General features: G+C 60.8%; 20 protein-coding genes. 10 read left to right on the forward strand and 10 right to left on the reverse strand.

Annotated features, from left to right (window positions below; translation table 11 throughout):
* Positions 1-12: 12 nt before the first annotated feature.
* Positions 13-663: a chloramphenicol phosphotransferase gene (locus tag FHT29_RS19125; RefSeq protein WP_168600026.1), complete on the reverse strand. Its 651-nt coding sequence runs from the start codon at positions 661-663 to the stop codon at positions 13-15.
* Between the two features lie 150 nt (positions 664-813).
* On the opposite strand from FHT29_RS19125, the gene FHT29_RS19130 reads away from it, so the two are divergent.
* The 5 genes from FHT29_RS19130 (at position 814) to rnhA (ending at position 4580) form a co-directional block, all read left to right on the forward strand.
* Complete coding sequence (locus FHT29_RS19130) at positions 814-1233, forward strand: DUF983 domain-containing protein (protein ID WP_047560663.1); 420 nt, start codon at positions 814-816, stop codon at positions 1231-1233.
* A complete protein-coding gene (locus tag FHT29_RS19135; protein ID WP_168600027.1) occupies positions 1226-1987 on the forward strand; it encodes an SURF1 family protein in 762 nt (253 codons plus the stop codon). The genes FHT29_RS19130 and FHT29_RS19135 overlap by 8 nt, the downstream gene beginning before the upstream one ends.
* A 148-nt stretch (positions 1988-2135) precedes the next feature.
* The gene (gene ispH, locus FHT29_RS19140) at positions 2136-3143 is read left to right on the forward strand and encodes a 4-hydroxy-3-methylbut-2-enyl diphosphate reductase (RefSeq protein ID WP_037198615.1); all 1008 of its coding nucleotides are present in this window, start codon (positions 2136-2138) and stop codon (positions 3141-3143) included.
* Positions 3144-3177: 34 nt separating this feature from the next.
* Complete coding sequence (locus tag FHT29_RS19145; protein ID WP_037198617.1) at positions 3178-4143, forward strand: homoserine kinase; 966 nt, start codon at positions 3178-3180, stop codon at positions 4141-4143.
* A complete protein-coding gene (gene rnhA / locus FHT29_RS19150; protein ID WP_168600028.1) occupies positions 4140-4580 on the forward strand; it encodes a ribonuclease HI in 441 nt (146 codons plus the stop codon). The genes FHT29_RS19145 and rnhA overlap by 4 nt, the downstream gene beginning before the upstream one ends.
* Before the next feature lie 88 nt (positions 4581-4668).
* Here the strand turns inward: rnhA and FHT29_RS19155 are convergent, their stop codons facing one another.
* Positions 4669-5334, reverse strand: coding sequence for a YiiX/YebB-like N1pC/P60 family cysteine hydrolase (locus FHT29_RS19155; protein ID WP_168600029.1), 666 nt, complete (start codon positions 5332-5334; stop codon positions 4669-4671).
* A gap of 343 nt (positions 5335-5677) precedes the next feature.
* On the opposite strand from FHT29_RS19155, the gene FHT29_RS19160 reads away from it, so the two are divergent.
* On the forward strand, positions 5678-5986 hold the full coding sequence (locus FHT29_RS19160) for a Dabb family protein (RefSeq protein WP_113119269.1): 309 nt from the start codon (positions 5678-5680) through the stop codon (positions 5984-5986).
* 82 nt (positions 5987-6068) lie between these two features.
* On the opposite strand, the gene FHT29_RS19165 is transcribed toward FHT29_RS19160, so the two are convergent.
* The 4 genes from FHT29_RS19165 to FHT29_RS34960 are packed head-to-tail and all read right to left on the reverse strand — an operon-like array spanning position 6069 to position 8767.
* Positions 6069-6971: a zinc ABC transporter substrate-binding protein gene (locus FHT29_RS19165; protein ID WP_168600030.1), complete on the reverse strand. Its 903-nt coding sequence runs from the start codon at positions 6969-6971 to the stop codon at positions 6069-6071.
* A gap of 19 nt (positions 6972-6990) precedes the next feature.
* Positions 6991-7863, reverse strand: a complete 873-nt coding sequence (locus FHT29_RS19170) for a metal ABC transporter permease (protein ID WP_168600031.1) — start codon at positions 7861-7863, stop codon at positions 6991-6993.
* A complete protein-coding gene (locus tag FHT29_RS19175; RefSeq protein ID WP_168600032.1) occupies positions 7860-8642 on the reverse strand; it encodes an ABC transporter ATP-binding protein in 783 nt (260 codons plus the stop codon). The genes FHT29_RS19170 and FHT29_RS19175 overlap by 4 nt, the downstream gene beginning before the upstream one ends.
* Positions 8639-8767, reverse strand: coding sequence for a hypothetical protein (locus FHT29_RS34960; protein WP_280518117.1), 129 nt, complete (start codon positions 8765-8767; stop codon positions 8639-8641). The genes FHT29_RS19175 and FHT29_RS34960 overlap by 4 nt, the downstream gene beginning before the upstream one ends.
* Positions 8768-8989: 222 nt before the next feature.
* Here FHT29_RS34960 and FHT29_RS19180 point away from each other — a divergent pair, with 222 nt between their 5' ends.
* The gene (locus tag FHT29_RS19180; RefSeq protein ID WP_047560637.1) at positions 8990-9367 is read left to right on the forward strand and encodes a VOC family protein; all 378 of its coding nucleotides are present in this window, start codon (positions 8990-8992) and stop codon (positions 9365-9367) included.
* Between the two features lie 87 nt (positions 9368-9454).
* Here the strand turns inward: FHT29_RS19180 and FHT29_RS19185 are convergent, their stop codons facing one another.
* Complete coding sequence (locus FHT29_RS19185; protein WP_037193438.1) at positions 9455-9940, reverse strand: peroxiredoxin; 486 nt, start codon at positions 9938-9940, stop codon at positions 9455-9457.
* 84 nt (positions 9941-10024) lie between these two features.
* The gene (locus FHT29_RS19190; protein WP_210255494.1) at positions 10025-10864 is read right to left on the reverse strand and encodes a protein-disulfide reductase DsbD domain-containing protein; all 840 of its coding nucleotides are present in this window, start codon (positions 10862-10864) and stop codon (positions 10025-10027) included.
* 140 nt (positions 10865-11004) lie between these two features.
* Here FHT29_RS19190 and FHT29_RS19195 point away from each other — a divergent pair, with 140 nt between their 5' ends.
* The 3 genes from FHT29_RS19195 (at position 11005) to FHT29_RS19205 (ending at position 13088) form a co-directional block, all read left to right on the forward strand.
* On the forward strand, positions 11005-11610 hold the full coding sequence (locus FHT29_RS19195) for a YqgE/AlgH family protein (protein WP_037193441.1): 606 nt from the start codon (positions 11005-11007) through the stop codon (positions 11608-11610).
* 95 nt (positions 11611-11705) lie between these two features.
* Positions 11706-11897 carry a CsbD family protein gene (locus tag FHT29_RS19200; RefSeq protein ID WP_037193442.1) on the forward strand — a complete coding sequence of 64 codons (192 nt, stop codon included), beginning with the start codon at positions 11706-11708 and terminating at the stop codon, positions 11895-11897.
* A gap of 135 nt (positions 11898-12032) precedes the next feature.
* Positions 12033-13088, forward strand: a complete 1056-nt coding sequence (locus FHT29_RS19205; RefSeq protein WP_168600034.1) for a putative zinc-binding metallopeptidase — start codon at positions 12033-12035, stop codon at positions 13086-13088.
* A gap of 29 nt (positions 13089-13117) precedes the next feature.
* Here the strand turns inward: FHT29_RS19205 and FHT29_RS19210 are convergent, their stop codons facing one another.
* On the reverse strand, positions 13118-16030 hold the full coding sequence (locus FHT29_RS19210) for a sensor domain-containing phosphodiesterase (RefSeq protein WP_047560630.1): 2913 nt from the start codon (positions 16028-16030) through the stop codon (positions 13118-13120).
* Positions 16027-16641 carry a GNAT family N-acetyltransferase gene (locus FHT29_RS19215; protein ID WP_034508238.1) on the reverse strand — a complete coding sequence of 205 codons (615 nt, stop codon included), beginning with the start codon at positions 16639-16641 and terminating at the stop codon, positions 16027-16029. The genes FHT29_RS19210 and FHT29_RS19215 overlap by 4 nt, the downstream gene beginning before the upstream one ends.

Below are 16641 nucleotides of genomic sequence, written 5' to 3' on the forward strand. Positions count from 1 at the left end.
GTTTGGGCGGCTTCAGCCCCCCGCCGCAAGCCGCTCGAATGCCGAGGGGCTCGGAATGCCGCGATCCAGAGCCTGCTTGATCTCATCTGCGCATGTCCGTGGGCTTTTTGCCGAGGTATCGACCTCCAGATCGTAGATGCCGGGCCGATGCACCACTTCCTGCCAGGCAAGCACCGGCGCGGGAACGGCCATATCAGGGCCGATCGGAACGTAGATTCCTTGCCTCTCCGGGCTTTCCGCCAGCCGCCGCTGCATCACCACGTCGAGCGAACAGCGCACGCCGACGAATAGAACCGGCAACCCGGCCAATTGCCTGGCGCAACCCGACAGAATGCCGAGCGGGCGTGAATAGGCGTCGTGATGGCCGAACTCGGCGACGACATTCAAGCCCATGCGGCTGTGAGCGGCGATCGACGCATACAGTGCGGCATAAAAGCGCGGAATGAGCGGTTCGAGATCGGGCCGCTCGCCGCCGGGGCGCAGGCCGATGCCGGGACGGTAGCGCGCCGGCGTGATGTGCCTGATATAGGCGTCGACGCCGAGATTGACCCACACGCCGTCGAATCCGGCCTGGATGGCCTCGACGATGCTGGATTTTCCCGACCTCGGCGCACCGTTCAGGATGATGATGCGGCCCGCTGAGCCACCGTCGCCATGTTCCATGAAATAGGTCCCTTTTGCATATATTCCGGCTCGAATGCGACGATGTCAGAGCTTTTCGATTGGACGGACGCACCCATCGCCGCTACTGATGGTGACAGGGGGCGGGATCGGAATGCTCGTCCGCAATGACAGGCCGATCGAGACAGAACTTTGACCTCAGAGCAAGACAAAGGCCCCGACGGGGCACCCCGTGATGACAGCACCCTCTTTGCCCCCGTCGATCCGTTCAAGGTCGGCATCCAGGGATGTTGCCCGCGCTGCGGCCATGGCAAGCTCTTCGATGGATTATTGTCGATAAAGCCGCGTTGTTCCGCCTGCAATCTCGACTATACGTTTGCCGATGCCGGCGATGGGCCGGCGGTTTTCGTCATCCTGATCGTCGGCTTCATCGTCATCGGCCTGGTCCTGTGGATGCAGATCAATTATGCGCCGCCGGTGTGGGTCTATATCGTGCTGTTTGCGCCGCTCACCATCATTCTGTCGCTGCTGTCCCTGCGCTGGTGCAAGGGCATTCTGATCGCGCTGCAATATCGCAACAAGGCCAGCGAAGGGCAGATCAGTCGTGACTGAGTCCGCTGTATCAGTCCGCCGCGCCAATCCTCTGTGGCAAATCGGCAAGGCGCTGATCCTGCTCGCCGTCCTTGTCATCCTGGTTGGTTTGGGCACCTGGCAGGTCCAGCGGCTGCACTGGAAGGAAGGCCTTCTGGCCGACATTGCCGCGCGCAAGGATGTGCCTGCCGTGCCGCTGTCGGCGATCGAGGCGATGGCCGCTTCCGGCGGCGACATAGAATATCGCGTGGTGACTACCACCGGTCACTATCTCAACAACAAGGAACGGGACTTCCTCGCCACCTATGCAGAGGAGCCGGGCTTTCACATCTATACGCCTTTGCAGCTTGACGATGGCCGCTTCATCTTCGTCAACCGGGGTTTCGTGCCGTCCGAGGCCAAAGAGCCGGAAATGCGCAAGCAGGGGCAGCTGACCGGCGAGCAGACCGTCACCGGCCTTGCGCGCGCCAAGCTCGTCGACCGGCCCTCGGGCATGCCGGACAACGATCCGGTCAAGAACATATTCTTCTGGAGGGACCTGGATGCGATGGCATCCAGTGTCGGGCTGCCCAAGGACAAGGTGCTGCCCTTCTTCATCGATGCCGACAAGACGCCCAATCCTCAGGGCTTGCCTATCGGCGGCGTAACCATCATCGATCTGCCGAACAGCCACCTGCAATATGCGGTGACCTGGTATGGCCTGGCGGTGGCGCTGGCTGCCATCGTCGCGATTTCCTGGTGGCGCAAACACCATCCGGACGCGCCATCACAATAGAATAGCTTCATTTCGATGGAATATTCGGCTAGAGCATGATCCCAAAAGTGCGCAGCGGTTTTTGGACAAGATCATGCGGACTAAATGGAGCAGGCGGCAGGGCGCACCTATCTATAGCTCTGCCACTGTCGCGGATTTCGGAAGAGACATGAACATAGCCGTTTCCAAACCTGACCTGACCATCCGGCTTTGCGGGCCGCGCGGCTTTTGCGCCGGCGTCGATCGCGCCATCCAGATCGTCGTGCTGGCGCTGAAGGCCTATGGTGCGCCGGTCTATGTCCGCCACGAGATCGTGCATAATCGCTATGTCGTCGAGGGGCTGGAAGCCAAGGGCGCCATCTTCGTCGAGGAGCTGGACGAGATCCCGGCCGAGCATCGCGCCCAGCCGGTCGTGTTCTCCGCGCATGGCGTGCCGAAATCCGTGCCGGCCGATGCCGATGCGCGCAATCTCTTCTATCTCGACGCCACCTGTCCGCTGGTTTCCAAGGTCCACAAGCAGGCCATGCGCCACAATCGCCTCGGCCGCCATGTCGTCCTCATCGGCCATGCCGGTCATCCGGAAGTGATCGGCACCATGGGCCAGCTTCCCGAAGGCGCGGTGTCGCTGATCGAGACCGTCGAGGATGCCGACGTCTACGAGCCCGCCGATCCCGATAATCTCGGCTTCGTGACCCAGACGACGCTTTCGGTCGATGACACCGCCGGCGTCATCGCGCGGCTGCAGGAGCGCTTTCCCAATCTCACCGCCCCATCAGCCGATTCGATCTGCTATGCCACGACAAACCGCCAGGAAGTGGTGAAGGAGGCAGCCCCCGGCTGCGATCTCTTCATCGTCGTCGGCGCGCCGAACTCCTCCAATTCCAAGCGCCTCGTCGAAGTGGCGCTGCGAGCAGGGGCGACGAAATCTGTGCTCGTCCAGCGCGCTTCGGAGATCGACTGGGACAACATCGGCGACATCAGCACTGTCGGCCTTTCGGCTGGTGCATCTGCGCCAGAGGTCATCGTCAACGAGATCATCGAAGCGTTCCGCGCCCGCTACAATGCCGTCGTGGAGCTTGCCGAGACGGTGAAGGAAACCGAGAATTTCCTCGTCAATCGCGAGCTGCGCAGCATCGAGCTGACGACCGCCGACATGGCCTTCGTCAACGGCGAATAACCGATCCCAAAGCGCCCAAATTCAGGACTGTTTCGTGGCTGTTTATACCGATATTACCGAAGACGATTTGAAGTGGTTCCTGACGGAGTATGATGTAGGCGAACTGCTCTCCTACAAGGGCATCGCCGAGGGAGTCGAGAATTCGAACTTCCTGCTGCACACGACGCGCGATCCGCTGATCCTGACGCTCTATGAGAAGCGTGTCGATAAGGGCGACCTGCCGTTTTTCCTGGGGCTGATGCAGCATCTGGCAAGCCGCGGCCTGTCCTGCCCGCTGCCGTTGCCCCGCCGCGATGGCGAGCTGCTCGGCCATCTCTCCGGCCGCCCGGCCGCCCTGATCTCCTTCCTCGAAGGCATGTGGCTGAGGAAGCCCGAGGCGCATCATTGCCGCGAGGTCGGCAAGGCGCTGGCCGCCATGCATGTTGCCGGCGAGGGCTTCGAGATCCGCCGCCCGAATGCGCTGTCGCTCGAGGGATGGCAGGGGCTCTGGGAAAAGTCCGAGGCGCGCGCCGATGAGGTCGAGTCCGGCCTGCAGAACGAGATCCGTAGCGAGCTCGATTTCCTTGAGCACCATTGGCCCAAGGACCTGCCTGAAGGCGTCATCCACGCCGACCTTTTCCCGGACAATGTCTTCTTCCTGGGCGACACGCTTTCCGGACTGATCGACTTCTATTTCGCCTGCAACGATCAGCTCGCCTACGATGTCTCGATCTGCCTCAACGCCTGGTGCTTCGAGAAGGACCACGCCTACAATGTCACCAAGGGGATGGCGCTGCTCGACGGCTATCAGAGCGTGCGCCCGCTGAATTCAGCCGAAATCGCCGCCCTGCCGACGCTCGCGCGCGGCTCGGCGCTGCGCTTCTTCCTGACCCGCCTTTACGACTGGCTGACGACGCCGGCCGGCGCCATGGTCACCAAGAAGGACCCGATCGAATATCTGCGCAAGCTGCGCTTCCACCGCCAGATCGCCTCCGCAGCCGAATACGGGCTGAAGGCATGAAGCATGTCGATATCTTCACGGACGGCGCCTGCTCCGGCAATCCCGGTCCCGGCGGCTGGGGCGCGGTGCTGCGCTACGGCGACGTCGAAAAGGAACTTTTCGGCGGCGAGGCCGAGACCACCAACAACCGCATGGAGCTGCTGGCGGCGATCTCGGCGCTCAACGCGCTGAAGAGCCCCTGCGAGGTCGATCTTCACACCGATTCCAAATATGTGATGGACGGCATCTCCAAATGGATTTTCGGCTGGAAGAAAAACGGCTGGAAGACCGCCGACAAGAAGCCAGTGAAGAACGTCGAGCTTTGGCAGGCGCTGGAAGAGGCCCGCAACCGGCATCAGGTGACGCTGCACTGGGTGAAGGGTCATGCCGGGCACCCGGAGAATGAGCGCGCGGATGAGCTGGCGCGCAAGGGGATGGAGCCGTTTAAGCGGAAGTAGGGGGTTGGTGTCGTTCGTTCTCGGCCCAGATTTTCTCCCTTAAGGCCACTCTGATCGTCGATTTTTGTCGGCCGTCAGCATCGCGTCATCACAGTGGGTAGTCCGAATAAATCATCCTGAGATTTGGATCTTTGGCGATGCTGACTGGAGTCACGAGGCTCTGATTGAGGATGTATTTATAGCACTGATCGAAATCGTAACCGCGTTCGGTGCATTCGCTATCGCGCTGCCATCGTGACTGAACCAGGTTTTTGACAAGCATGTTGTCGATGTTTAGCTCAGATATTTTCTGTGCCTTGCCAATGTCGATGCCCGCAGCCTTGTAGGCGAGATAGGGCAGTTCGCTGCAATAAATCGCATCATTGTTGAAGGAGAAAAAGAGGTCGTAGGGTTTACCGTAGAGCGTGCGGGAGTAGGACAGAAGTTGCCGTGCTTTTTCGGGTGTGAGGCGCGGGTCGCGATAGATCGCCACTCGCCTCAACAAGCCGCGATTGATCCAGGTCTTCAGGGGTGTTTCTTTGACCTGCGCCGCGGCCTCGATGACCGTGATTGCGCCATTGTCGTTTTTGATGATGCCCATGTGCGAAAAGGCGGAGCCAGTGGCGAATATGATCGCGCTTGATTGGCTACTGGTCGATGTCTGAAAAATCAGATCACCGTCTTGAAGCGGCGGATAGTCACCGCCTGCAGTGGCATAGAGCGTTCCTATGATAAGACAAGCGAACAGAATCGCCACGGCCATCAGCTTCTTCATGCTATCCTCAGAACCGATTGAAAGCCTTCGATCAATTTGCCTTGCAAGGCTCTTTTGCGCTGAAACATGGCACTCGGAAGGCCAATCATAAAGTAGATGACGGTGAGGATCGCAGTTTTAACAATGGTTCTCGGGCGGATCGTCCATCAAAAATACGGACAGATCCAATCAGCCTTTGGGGTAGGGGAAGAGGACCGACTTTGCCAGGCCTTCAAAGTCCGCTTCTGGTCCACTGAGAACATTGAGCCAGTCACCACCAAAAAGCACAAACATCACCCAACCCCATCTTGCCCCATCCCCCTTTCCCTCTATGCTGCCCTCAACACTCAGGGAGGCTGTATCCATGATCCTGCATTGCGTTTTCCTGCGGCTTAAATCCGCCATGACACAGGATGAGAAGAAAGCTCTTTTCGAATCCGTGGCCGCTTTGCAGCAGGTCATTCCCGGCATTGTCGATGTCAAATACGGGCCGAATGTCTCGCCGGAAGGGCTGCATGGCGGCTTTGTCGATGGTTTTGCCGTAACGTTCGAGAGCGCCGAGGCGCGGGATGCCTATCTGGTGCATCCGCAGCATGTCGCCGTCGGCGAGCGGATCGTCTCTTCGACCGATGGCGGCCTGGCCGGGCTGCTGGTCTTCGATCTCAATCTTTAAGCACAACGGGCTTTAAGCAGAACGGGCCGCAGGCGAAACATACCTGCGACCCGGTTTGCTCAGTGTTCGTTCAGTCGGCGGCTCAGCTCGACTTCGCCATCGCGGCGGCCAACTGGTCAACGTTATAACGGAACATTTTCTCGTAAGTCGAAGCCGGGCCGTTGGCCTTGGAAAGGGATTCGACATAGAGCTCGCCGCCCGGCTCGGCGCCGGTGGCTTTGGCAACCTGCTTGACCAGACGCGGATCGTTGGAGTTTTCGAAGAAATAGGTCTTCACATGCTCCGTCTTGATCTGCTCGATCAGCTTGGCGACATCGGCGGCAGAGGCTTCGGTTTCCGTCGAGACGCCGAGCGGCGACAGGAAGCTGACATTGTATTCGCGGCCGAAATAGCCGAAGGCGTCGTGGCTGGTCAGCACCTTGCGGCGATCGTCAGCGATCTTGTCGAACTTGCTGTGGGCATAGGCGTCGAGTTCGGTGAGCACCTTGGTGTAGCGCTCGGCATTGGCCTTGAAATCGGCAGCGTCGGCGGGATCGGCCGCGGAGAGCGCCTTTTCGATATTGGCGACCCAGATTTTCACGTTGACCGGGCTGTTCCACACATGCGGATCGGTGACCGTCTTGCCGTCATCGACCATGGTGCGGGTGTTGATGCCATCGGAGGCGACGACGGGCGTTCCCTTGTAGCCCGATGCGCTGATCAGCCGGTCCATCCAGCCTTCCAGGCCCTCGCCGCTGACGAAGGTGACTTTGGCGGCGTTGAGCCTCTTGGCGTCGGCCGGCGACGGCTCGAATTCATGGGGGTCGCCGTTCGGGCCGACGAGGCTCGACACCTTCACATGGTCGCCGCCGACCTGCTTGACGACATCGGCGAGCACGGTGAAGGAAGCGACGACATCCAGCGTCTCGGCGGCGGCGGGGCGGGCGACGCCAAAGGCGACGAAGGCCACTGCAGCGGTTGAGAGGAGCAGTTTCTGTTTGTTCATGCGAGTCTCCTTGTTCGGATTAGCCCCGGAGATGGGGACGGGGAAAGAACCGCCGGGCAAGGCCCGAAGGTGCGAAGAGGATGGAGAGGCCGTAGATCAGGCTTGCCGTGATGATGATGGTCGGGCCCGAGGCAAATTCGAGATGGTAGGAGGCGATGAGGCCAATATAGCCGGAAGCCGCCGCCGTCCCCGTCGCGATCACCATCATCGCGGGCAGGCTGCGCGACCAGAGCTGCGCGATCGCCGCCGGCAGCATCATCAGCCCCACGGCCATCAGCGTGCCGAGCGCCTGGAAGCTGGCGACAAGATTGAGCACGACGAGCAGCAGGAACAGGAAATGATAGACCGGCCCACGCCCGCCGACGGCGCGCAGGAAGCCCGGATCGAAGCATTCCATGACCAGCGGCCGGTAGATGACGGCAAGGGCCAGCAGCGTCACGGTCGTGATCGTGCCGATCTGGTAGAGGGCAGGGGCGTCGATCGCGAGGATCGTGCCGAAGAGCACATGCAGCAGGTCGATATTCGACCCGCGCAGCGACACGATGAGCACGCCGAGCGCCAGCGACGTCAGATAGAAGCTGGCAAAGCTCGCATCCTCCTGCAGCACCGTCATGCGGCTGACGAGGCCGGAGAGCAGCGCCACCGACAGGCCGGCCACCAGCCCCCCGAGCCCCATGGCCGTCAGCGACAGCGAACCGGCGATGAGATAGCCGATGGCAGCACCGGGCAGCACCGCATGGCTCATGGCATCGCCCATCAGGCTCATGCGCCTGAGCATCAGGAAAACGCCGATCGGGCCGGAGCCGAGGCCGAGGCAGAGGCAGGCGATGAGCGCGCGCCGCATGAAGCCATAATCCGCGAAGGGCGCGAGGAAGATATCGTAGGCGGTCATTCGGCCGGCTCCCGCTTTGCGAGACCACCTTCAGCAAGCTCATCGTCCGGCAAGCAGGCTTCGGCCTCGTCGTCCCAGTGCTCGGCCATGGCCCGCGCCCTGATGAGGTTGGCGGGGCTCATCACGTCCTGCGTGTCGCCCCATCCCACAAGCTCGCGGGCAATCAGCATCGTCTCGGGAAAGTGAGCGCGCACCTGATCGAAATCATGCAGAACGGCGATGACGGTGCGCCCTTCGTTGTTCCATCGCAGAACGAGGTCGAGCAGATCGCGCGTCGTGCGCTGGTCGATGGCGGTAAAAGGTTCGTCCAGCAGGATGACGCGCGCGTCCTGCAGCAGCAGTCTCGCGAAGAGCACGCGCTGGAATTGGCCGGCCGAGAGCGAGCCGATATGTCTGTTCTCGAAACCGGAAAGCCCGACGACCGAAAGCGCATCGCGCGCCCGCTCCGCATCCTGGCGCGAGAAGCGGCCGAATGCGCCGGCATTCTTCCAGGCACCGAGCATGATCGTATCGGCGACCGAGATCGGAAAGCGGCGGTTGATATCGGCGGCCTGCGGCAGATAGCCGAAATCGTTGCGCGTCAGCGCCCCGCGATCGATCGACCCTCCCGCCGGCCTGAGTTCACCGACGATGGCTTTCAAGAGCGTCGATTTACCCGCACCATTCGGCCCGGCGATCGCCGTGAGGCTACCGGTCCGGAAGGCGCCGGAAATGTGGTGCACGGCGGGATGACGCTCGTAGGTGACGGTAAGATTGTCGAGACGGATCAGATCGCTCATGCCAAGGCCACCGCCCAGCCGATGGCCGCCCAGAGTACCGCTATGCCGACCGCGACATAAGCAAGGCGCACAAGAGCGGAACGCCCCATCAGGGAGGACGCGAAGGGGTTGTGGTCGAAAGGCATGTGGGGGCTTTCATTTATGTAATAACATTACGTGTTGTAGCCGGGAGAATATGGCGAAAAAGAGGCGTGGGCTGGATTACCTGCCGATTGCTACGAACGATATTGGAATATCTGTCAGCCAATGCCGTTGGCTCCCAATCGCCATAGCGATTGCTACAAAGTTATCTTGCCGCGATATTGAGATCTGGAGAATGCTGGACAGGGCTGGAAGAGGAGGCTGTCTTGAAATTGCGGCTGGAGCTATTTGTTACCGACGTTCAGGCATCGATAGAATTCTATCGCCGGGTGCTGAATTTCCAGGTGATTGGTCAGGCAAGCGCGGACTATACGATGCTCACGAATGGCGAGGCGGCCATTTCTGTCAACAAGCGGGAGGCCCTCGGACACGATCATCCCCTTCGAGCCACCGATGGAGAGCGGCTCGGCCTCGGCGTCGAAATCGTATTGAACGTTGCGGACATAGAGGGCTTCTATGAAACCACCAGAACGCGTGGTCACCCGGTATCCGAGCTTGTCCTGCAACCATGGGGTCTACGCGATTTTCGTATCATAGATCCGGATGGCTATTATATCCGGGTGACAAGCAGACATAGGGCATAGAAATGGGAACACTTGGGCATACCCAAGTATTCCCGGTTCAGTCTGGAGCGGCAGTCATACGACCAGCCCCCTCAATCCGTCGAAATCTCAAAGCTGCTCGATCATCGCGGCAGCACCCGAAACCGTGGCCTGGCCGGGGCTTTCCTCGATGTTCAGCGACTTCACCACGCCGTCTTCCACCAGCATGGAATAGCGCTTGGAGCGGATGCCGAGGCCACCGGCGGAGAGGTCGACTTCGAGGCCGAGCGCCTTGGCGAAGGAGCCGTCCCAGTCGGCGAGGAAGTGGATCTTGCCCATGCCGCCGGATGATTGCGCCCAGGCGCCCATCACATGCCAGTCGTTGACCGAGATGACGGCGATATCATCGACGCCCTTGGCGAGAATGGCGTCCCGGTTTTCGAGATAGCCAGGCAGATGGTTGAGCGAGCAGGTGGGCGTAAACGCGCCCGGAACGGCGAAAAGCACGACGCGCTTGCCGGCAAAAAGCTGCTCGGTGCTGATCTCGACCGGGCCGTCGGCGGTCTTTTCCTTGAAAGTGGCGGCAGGCAGTTTATCGCCGATTGCAATGGTCATGGCTCTCTCCTTGGGGCGCGATCTCGGGGGCGTTTGAACGGCCGCCGATTGGATAGGGATTGTTGGGCGAACTATAGATCGGAGCTATTCGAACGCAAGCGTGGTTTCCATGGCGCGATCGCCGTCGACGACGAGGACACCCCAGGTCTTGCCCTTGATATCGTAATTCTTCGGCAGCTTGGCGATTGCGATATCCGCCGAGTAGGCGGTGCCTTCCCGCTTCGCATTCGCCTGCTGGAAAAACACGTAGCCCGTCGGCCCGGTGACATAGATCGCCGGTTTTTCTCCGGTCGCGTCAGGCAGGGTGAGGTGCAGCGAAAGGTTTTTCGCATCCGCGGAAAGGCTGTGGCTCTCAAGGGCGAAATCAGAGGATGGAGCCTGCGGCAGGGAGGCCTTGGCTGCGTCCAGCAGTGCCAGTTCGTGCGCCGTCGGCTGTTCGCTCGTCGGTAGCGCCAGCGAATACTCAGCCTGGAATGGAATGCAGATCTCCTTGCAGAGACCGATGAAGGCGGTCAATTCCAGTTTTGCCGGCGTCTTGCCCTCGATGGTGAAATCGAGCGGCAATGTCACCGGCGCGTCATAGCCGATTTCCTGTATGGCGCCGACCGTGATCCTTTTCGGGATCGGATAGCCGGTCTTCTCCAGCTTTATTCCGCTATTGGGGGCCAGCGTTACCTGTGGCGGGATGCCGCTCTGGCCCGGTTCGCGCCAATAGGTGATCCAGCCGGGCTGTGGTTCGATCTGCAGCGCGGCGCGGATATTCCCTTCGGCATCCGGTGCCAGCGCAACCAGGCGCATGCGGCCGCCCTGATTGTCCACCCAATCACTCGTTGCAGCGGAAGCGGCGGTACCGATGCACAGGATTGCGGCAAGCGTTTCGGCAAGAAGCGTTGGCAGACGGGGAAGGGCAACTGTTCCAATCATGAGAGCAGGATTTAGCGGATTGGCTGGCCCGGAGCCAGCGCGGCTTAAAAAAGAAATGATCATTTTCAGTTGATTGATTTATGACATTGCCCCATCTTCTTTTTTAGCGGTGCAGTTATGGACTGCGGTCAGGAGGCACAATGTCCCTATCGACGCTGAAGAATAGACGCGAAAGAGGTTTTCTCGACGGCCAGTTCCTGATCGCCATGCCGGGCATGGAGGACCGGAACTTCAACCGGACGGTTATTTATATTTGCGCTCATTCCGATGCCGGGGCCATGGGCTTCGTCATCAACCGCGGCCAGAAGCTGACCTTCACGGATGTCCTTTTGCATCTCGATATGATCAAGGACGACGACGCCATCGTTCTCCCGCCCGTCGCGCGCGATTTCCCCATCCAGACCGGGGGACCGGTCGAAAGCGGCCGCGGCTTCGTCCTGCATTCCGACGACTATATCAGCGACAGCAGTATTCCGGTCAGCGACGACATCAGCCTGACGGCGACGCTGGATATCGTGCGGGCCATCTCCAAGGGAAGCGGCCCCAAACGCGCCACCATGCTGCTCGGTTACGCCGGCTGGGGCGCCGGCCAATTGGAGGCCGAGATCGGCAATAACGGCTGGCTGAACTGCCCCGCCGAAGAGGAATTGATCTTCGACCGAAGCCTCGACGACAAGTACGAGCGCGCCTTGGCTTTGATGGGTATCAACCCCGCAATGCTGTCGCCGCATGCGGGGCATGGCTGAGCCGAACTGCATTATATTGGAACGAAGTAACGCCCGTGACGTTTTCATGGCAGGGCAACGGCAATAACGCTGTGCCAATTATGGAGGTGTTAGACATGGGTAGCACGACCGACAAGGTATCCGGCAAGGTCAACGAAGTGGCCGGCAAGGCCAAGCAGATGGCCGGCAAGGCCACGAACGACAAGGAACTGCGCGCAAAAGGCGCGGCCCAGGAAGCCAAGGGCAAGGTGCAGGGCGCCGTCGGCAAGGCCAAGGATAAAGTCAAGGGTGCAGTGGATCGGATGTAATCCGGCTGCTCGCCAATTTCAGGTCGCTGTGCAATCTGAGATAATGCCGCAGAAGCGGCCCGCTAAGTAGAGCCTGTCTCGGAGACGCGACGGGCTCTTTCGTGTCGATGGGACGTTATTTCGAAGAGGGTTTCCATGCGGCTTTTCACTTGCGACCATTGCGGCCAGCCGGTGCATTTCGACAACAGGCAGTGTGTCCGCTGCGGTCATCAGCTCGGGTTCGTCCCGGATCGTCTGGCCATATATGCGCTGGAGGCCGAGGAAGGGGCGAATTGGCATCTGGTCGCCGAGCCATCGAGCCACGTCCGTTTCTGCGCCAACGCCGAACTCGATATCTGCAATTGGCTTGTCGATGCGGACGACCCGCAGCCATTCTGCACAGCCTGTCGCCACAACCGCCTGGTGCCCAACACGGATACCCAACAGGGCATAGACCGCTGGCGGCGTATCGGTCAGGCCGAGCGGCATCTGTTCTATTCGTTGTTGCGCTGGAACCTGCCGCATCCTGATCGACAACAGGATCCTGTGGGCGGGCTGGTGTTCGACTTCCTCGAAGATGAGGTGCAGGGCAGCAATGTCGTGCCCGCCAGGACCGGCCATGAAGAGGGGCTGATCGCCATTCGCGCCGCCGAAGCTGACGACGTGACGCGCGAACAGGCGCGCACCTCCATGAACGAGCCATACCGCACGCTGCTCGGCCATTTCCGCCACGAGACCGGCCACTTCATCTGGAACAAGCTCGTGCGCGACCGCGGCCGGTTCGATGCTTTCCGCACCGTCTTCGGAGACGAGAGAGCGGATTACGGCATGGCGCTCCAGTCTCACTATGACAATGGCCCGCCGCCGAACTGGCAGGAAAACTTCATCAGTGCCTATGCCAGCGCCCATCCCTGGGAAGATTTTGCGGAATGCTTTGCGCATTACCTGCACATCGTCGATACGCTGGAAACCGCGCGCTCCTTCGGTTTGGCGGTCGACCCCTTTGGTTATCACGAGATGGCGGCGGAGGTGGATTTCAATCCCTATAGAGCCGAAAGCGCCGACCAGCTCGTCAGCGCCTGGATCCCCTTGAGCGTCGCGATCAACGCCATTCAGCGCAGCATGGGGCAGCCGGACTCCTATCCCTTCATCCTGTCGCCGCCGGTGGTGGCGAAGCTGGACTATGTCCGCACCCTAATCAACGACGCCTGATCCGTCACCCCTGCCGGGGAGGGGAAGGTCTATGCACGCTTCGTCAGAGGAAAGCGTTCCTTCAACAGCCTGATCACGGAATCCGTGCCCATCGGCGGCCCGAAGATGAAGCTCTGACCGTAGGTGCAGCCGATCTTGGCGAGCTCCAGCGCATCCTCTTCGGATTCGATTCCCTCGGCGACGACGCGCATGTTGAGTTCGCGCGCCATGGAAATGACGGAACGCAGAAGGATGGCCTTCTTGTCGCTCTCGTCGCGGACCATCGCCTTGTCGAGCTTGATCATGTCGAAGGGGAAGCGGGTAAGGTAGGCGAGCGAGGAATAGCCGGTGCCGAAATCGTCGAGCGCCAGGCCGATGCCGGCTTCGCGCAGCTTGTCGAGCACGAGCCGCGCCTGCTCCGGGTTCTCCATCACCTGCGATTCCGTCAGCTCGAGCTTGATGCGGCTCGGATCGCAATGGGTCTTGGCGAGCAGGGCACGGATATCGTCGTAGAGCTCGTTGTTGAGCAGCTGCACGCTGGAGAGATTGATGGATACGAAGAGCGGCAGGTCGCCGGTCTGTCGCTGCCAAGCCATCAGATCGTTGGTCGCCTGCTCCAGCGCGAACATGCCGAGCGGACCGATAATGTCCGAGGCCTCGGCGATGGGGATGAATTCCGTTGGTGGAATATTGCCGCGCTTCGGATGTTCCCAGCGCATCAGCGCCTCGAAGCCGGCCACCTCGGCGTCTTCAAGCCGCACGATCGGTTGATAGACCAGCGAGAGTTCCTTGCGTTCGACGGCGCGGCGCAGGTCTGTTTCGAGCTGCAGACGGTCAGTGCCGAAGCTGCGGAAGGCGGGCTGGAAGGGCTCGACGCGATTGCCGCCGGCGCGCTTGGCGCGGTACATGGCAAGCTCGGCGTCGCTGAGCATGCCGGGCGCATTTTCCTGCTGGTCGACCCAGGACGTCAGCCCGACCGATGCCGTCAGGATGATCTCGCGATTGGCGAAGTTGATCGGCACCATGATCGCCTTGCTGATCGCGTCGGCAAAGTCGGCCACCTTGGCCGGATCGCGCTCGGAAACGAGGATCAAGCCGAACTGGTCGCCGGAGAGGCGCGCGAGCGTGTCCTGAGGCTTCAGCAGGCGGCGAAGGCGTCTCGTCAGCGCGATGAGAATATTGTCGCCCGCAGCGACGCCGAGCGTGTCATTGACGAGCTTGTAGCGGTCGATGTCGATCACCATGACGGTCGGCCGCAGCTGGTTGCCCTCCGGCGCCAGCGTCAGAACGGCCTGCAGGCGATCGAGAAAGACCTGTCGGTTCGGCAGCCCTGTCAGATTGTCGTGCACCGCGTCGTGCAACAGCCGCTCGATCGAATTCTTCTGCTCGGTAATATCGACGATGGTGCCGACGCAGCGAATGATCTCGCCGTTCGATCCAAGCACCGGCCGCGCGCGGATCGAGAGCCAGTGGAAATGTCCGTCTTCGGCGCGGATGCGGAATTCGTGGTTCAGCCGGCCGCGACGATGTTCGAGAAGCACGTCCAGGGTCGCGCGGAAGCGGTCGCGGTCGTCGGGATGCAGCCGCGGCAGCCAGTTGCGCGCCGCGCCATGCATGGTGCCCGGCGACAGGCCGAGCTTCGTCGAGATGTCGGGCGTCGTCACCACGCGGTCGCGTGCTACATCCCAGTCCCAGACGGTGTCGCCGGAGCCGGTAAGCGCTAGGGATTGCCGTTCGAGATCCGAGAACAGGCCCTGCTGGAATGCGCCGCCGGCAAAGGCATGCTGCATGACCGTGAAGCCTATCAGCAGGACGATCAGCACGAGGCCGCCGCCGAGTGCTGGCTGGATGATGTCGTTGTCGAGCTTGCCCGTCACCGTCATCCAGGCGCCGAACAGCCAGACGAGGATCAGCGCCCAGGCAGGCACCAGCAGGATGGCGCGGTCATAGCGGCTGAAGCCCAGATAGATGATGAGCAGCAGGCCCGCAGTCGCGGTCAATGCCAGCGACAACCTGGCGATGCCGGCCGCGATCGACGGATCGTAGATCGCCACGCCGAAGAGTAGGGCGAGGCCAAGGACCCAGGCGAGCGTGACGTAGCCCAGGTGCGCATGCCAGCGATTGAGGTTGAGATAGGTGAACAGGAAGATCACCAGGCTTGAAGCGAGCGCCACCTCCGCACAGGCGCGCCATATTCGCTGATCGCTTGACGTGATCATGATGAGCTTGCCGAGGAAGCCGAAATCCACACAGATATAGCCGAGCACCGCCCAGGCGAGCGCTGCCGTTGCCGGCAGCATCGAGGTGCCCTTGACGACAAAGAGAATGGTCAGGAACACTGCCAGCAGGCCGGCAATGCCGAGCACGATGCCACGATAGAGCGTGAAGGCGTTGACCGTATCCTTGTAGGCGTTGGGTTCCCAGAGATAGAGCTGCGGCAGGTTCGGAGACGAGAGTTCGGCAACGAAGGTGACGACGGCGCCGGGGTTCAGCGTGATGCGGAACACATCGGCCTCGTCGCTCGGTTGCCGGTCGAGCGCAAAGCCTTCGCTCGGCGTGATCGCGACGATGCGCTGCGAGCCGAGGTCCGGCCAGAAGACCTTCGAATTCACCAGGCGGAAATGTGGGGCGACGATGACGCGTTCCAGCTGCTCTTCGGAAACATTGGCGAGCGCGAAAACGGCCCAGTCGCCCTGATGGTTCGGTGAGGAGGATCGTACCTCAATCCGGCGCCGGATGCCGTCGGCGCCGGCGGCCGTTGAGACCTGAAAGGCCTCGCCCTGGTTGGTATAGATCTCCGTTGTTGCCGTCAGGTCGAGGGCTGTGTCGTCGCGGGAAATCTTCACGGGCTCGGCTGCGTGCGCCATGCCGGCAAACAGGAGCAGCATGGTGGCCGCGAGCGTTGCGAGCAGCGCGCAGAGCCGCTTGGCGGTCGGCATTGCTGGCATCAATCCGGTGGTCATCGCTGGTCGTATTTTCGGTTCGGGTCGGCATCCGCTGCCAACCTTGAAAACATGACATGGTCGCGCCACTGACCGTTGATTTTTAGATACCCGCGCAAATGACCTTCTCGCTGGAAACCGGCCTTTTCCAAAAGCCGCATGCTACGCTCGTTATCCGGAATACAGGCTGCTTCAATACGGTGCAACTCAAGTCCGGAAAAGATATAGGGTATAACCAACTGAAGTGCGGCGAACATATGGCCCTGACCGGAATAGCGCTCGCCCATCCAGTATCCGATCATGCAGCTCTGCGCAGCACCGCGGCGAATGTATCCGATCGTTATGCCTCCGACCAACGTCATGTTTTCCCTAAGGAAAATGAATAGCGGTATGGCCTGGCCGGAACTATATTCCTGCTTGCCCCTGATGATGCGCGCCCGGTAGGCGCCTTCGGTCAGCTCGTCATGCCGCCAGGTCGGCTCCCAAGGCTCCAGGAAGCGGCGGCTTTCGGCTCTCAGCCTGTGCCATTGATTGAAATCGGAGTAACGCGGCAGGCGCAGCAAATATTGGTCGTTTTCGAGTTCAACCGCGTCCGGATGACGTGAGAGAAACCGAAAGACAGATTTTTGCAT

The organism is Rhizobium sp. SG741, assembly GCF_012275435.1.
Classification (GTDB): domain Bacteria; phylum Pseudomonadota; class Alphaproteobacteria; order Rhizobiales; family Rhizobiaceae; genus Rhizobium; species Rhizobium lusitanum.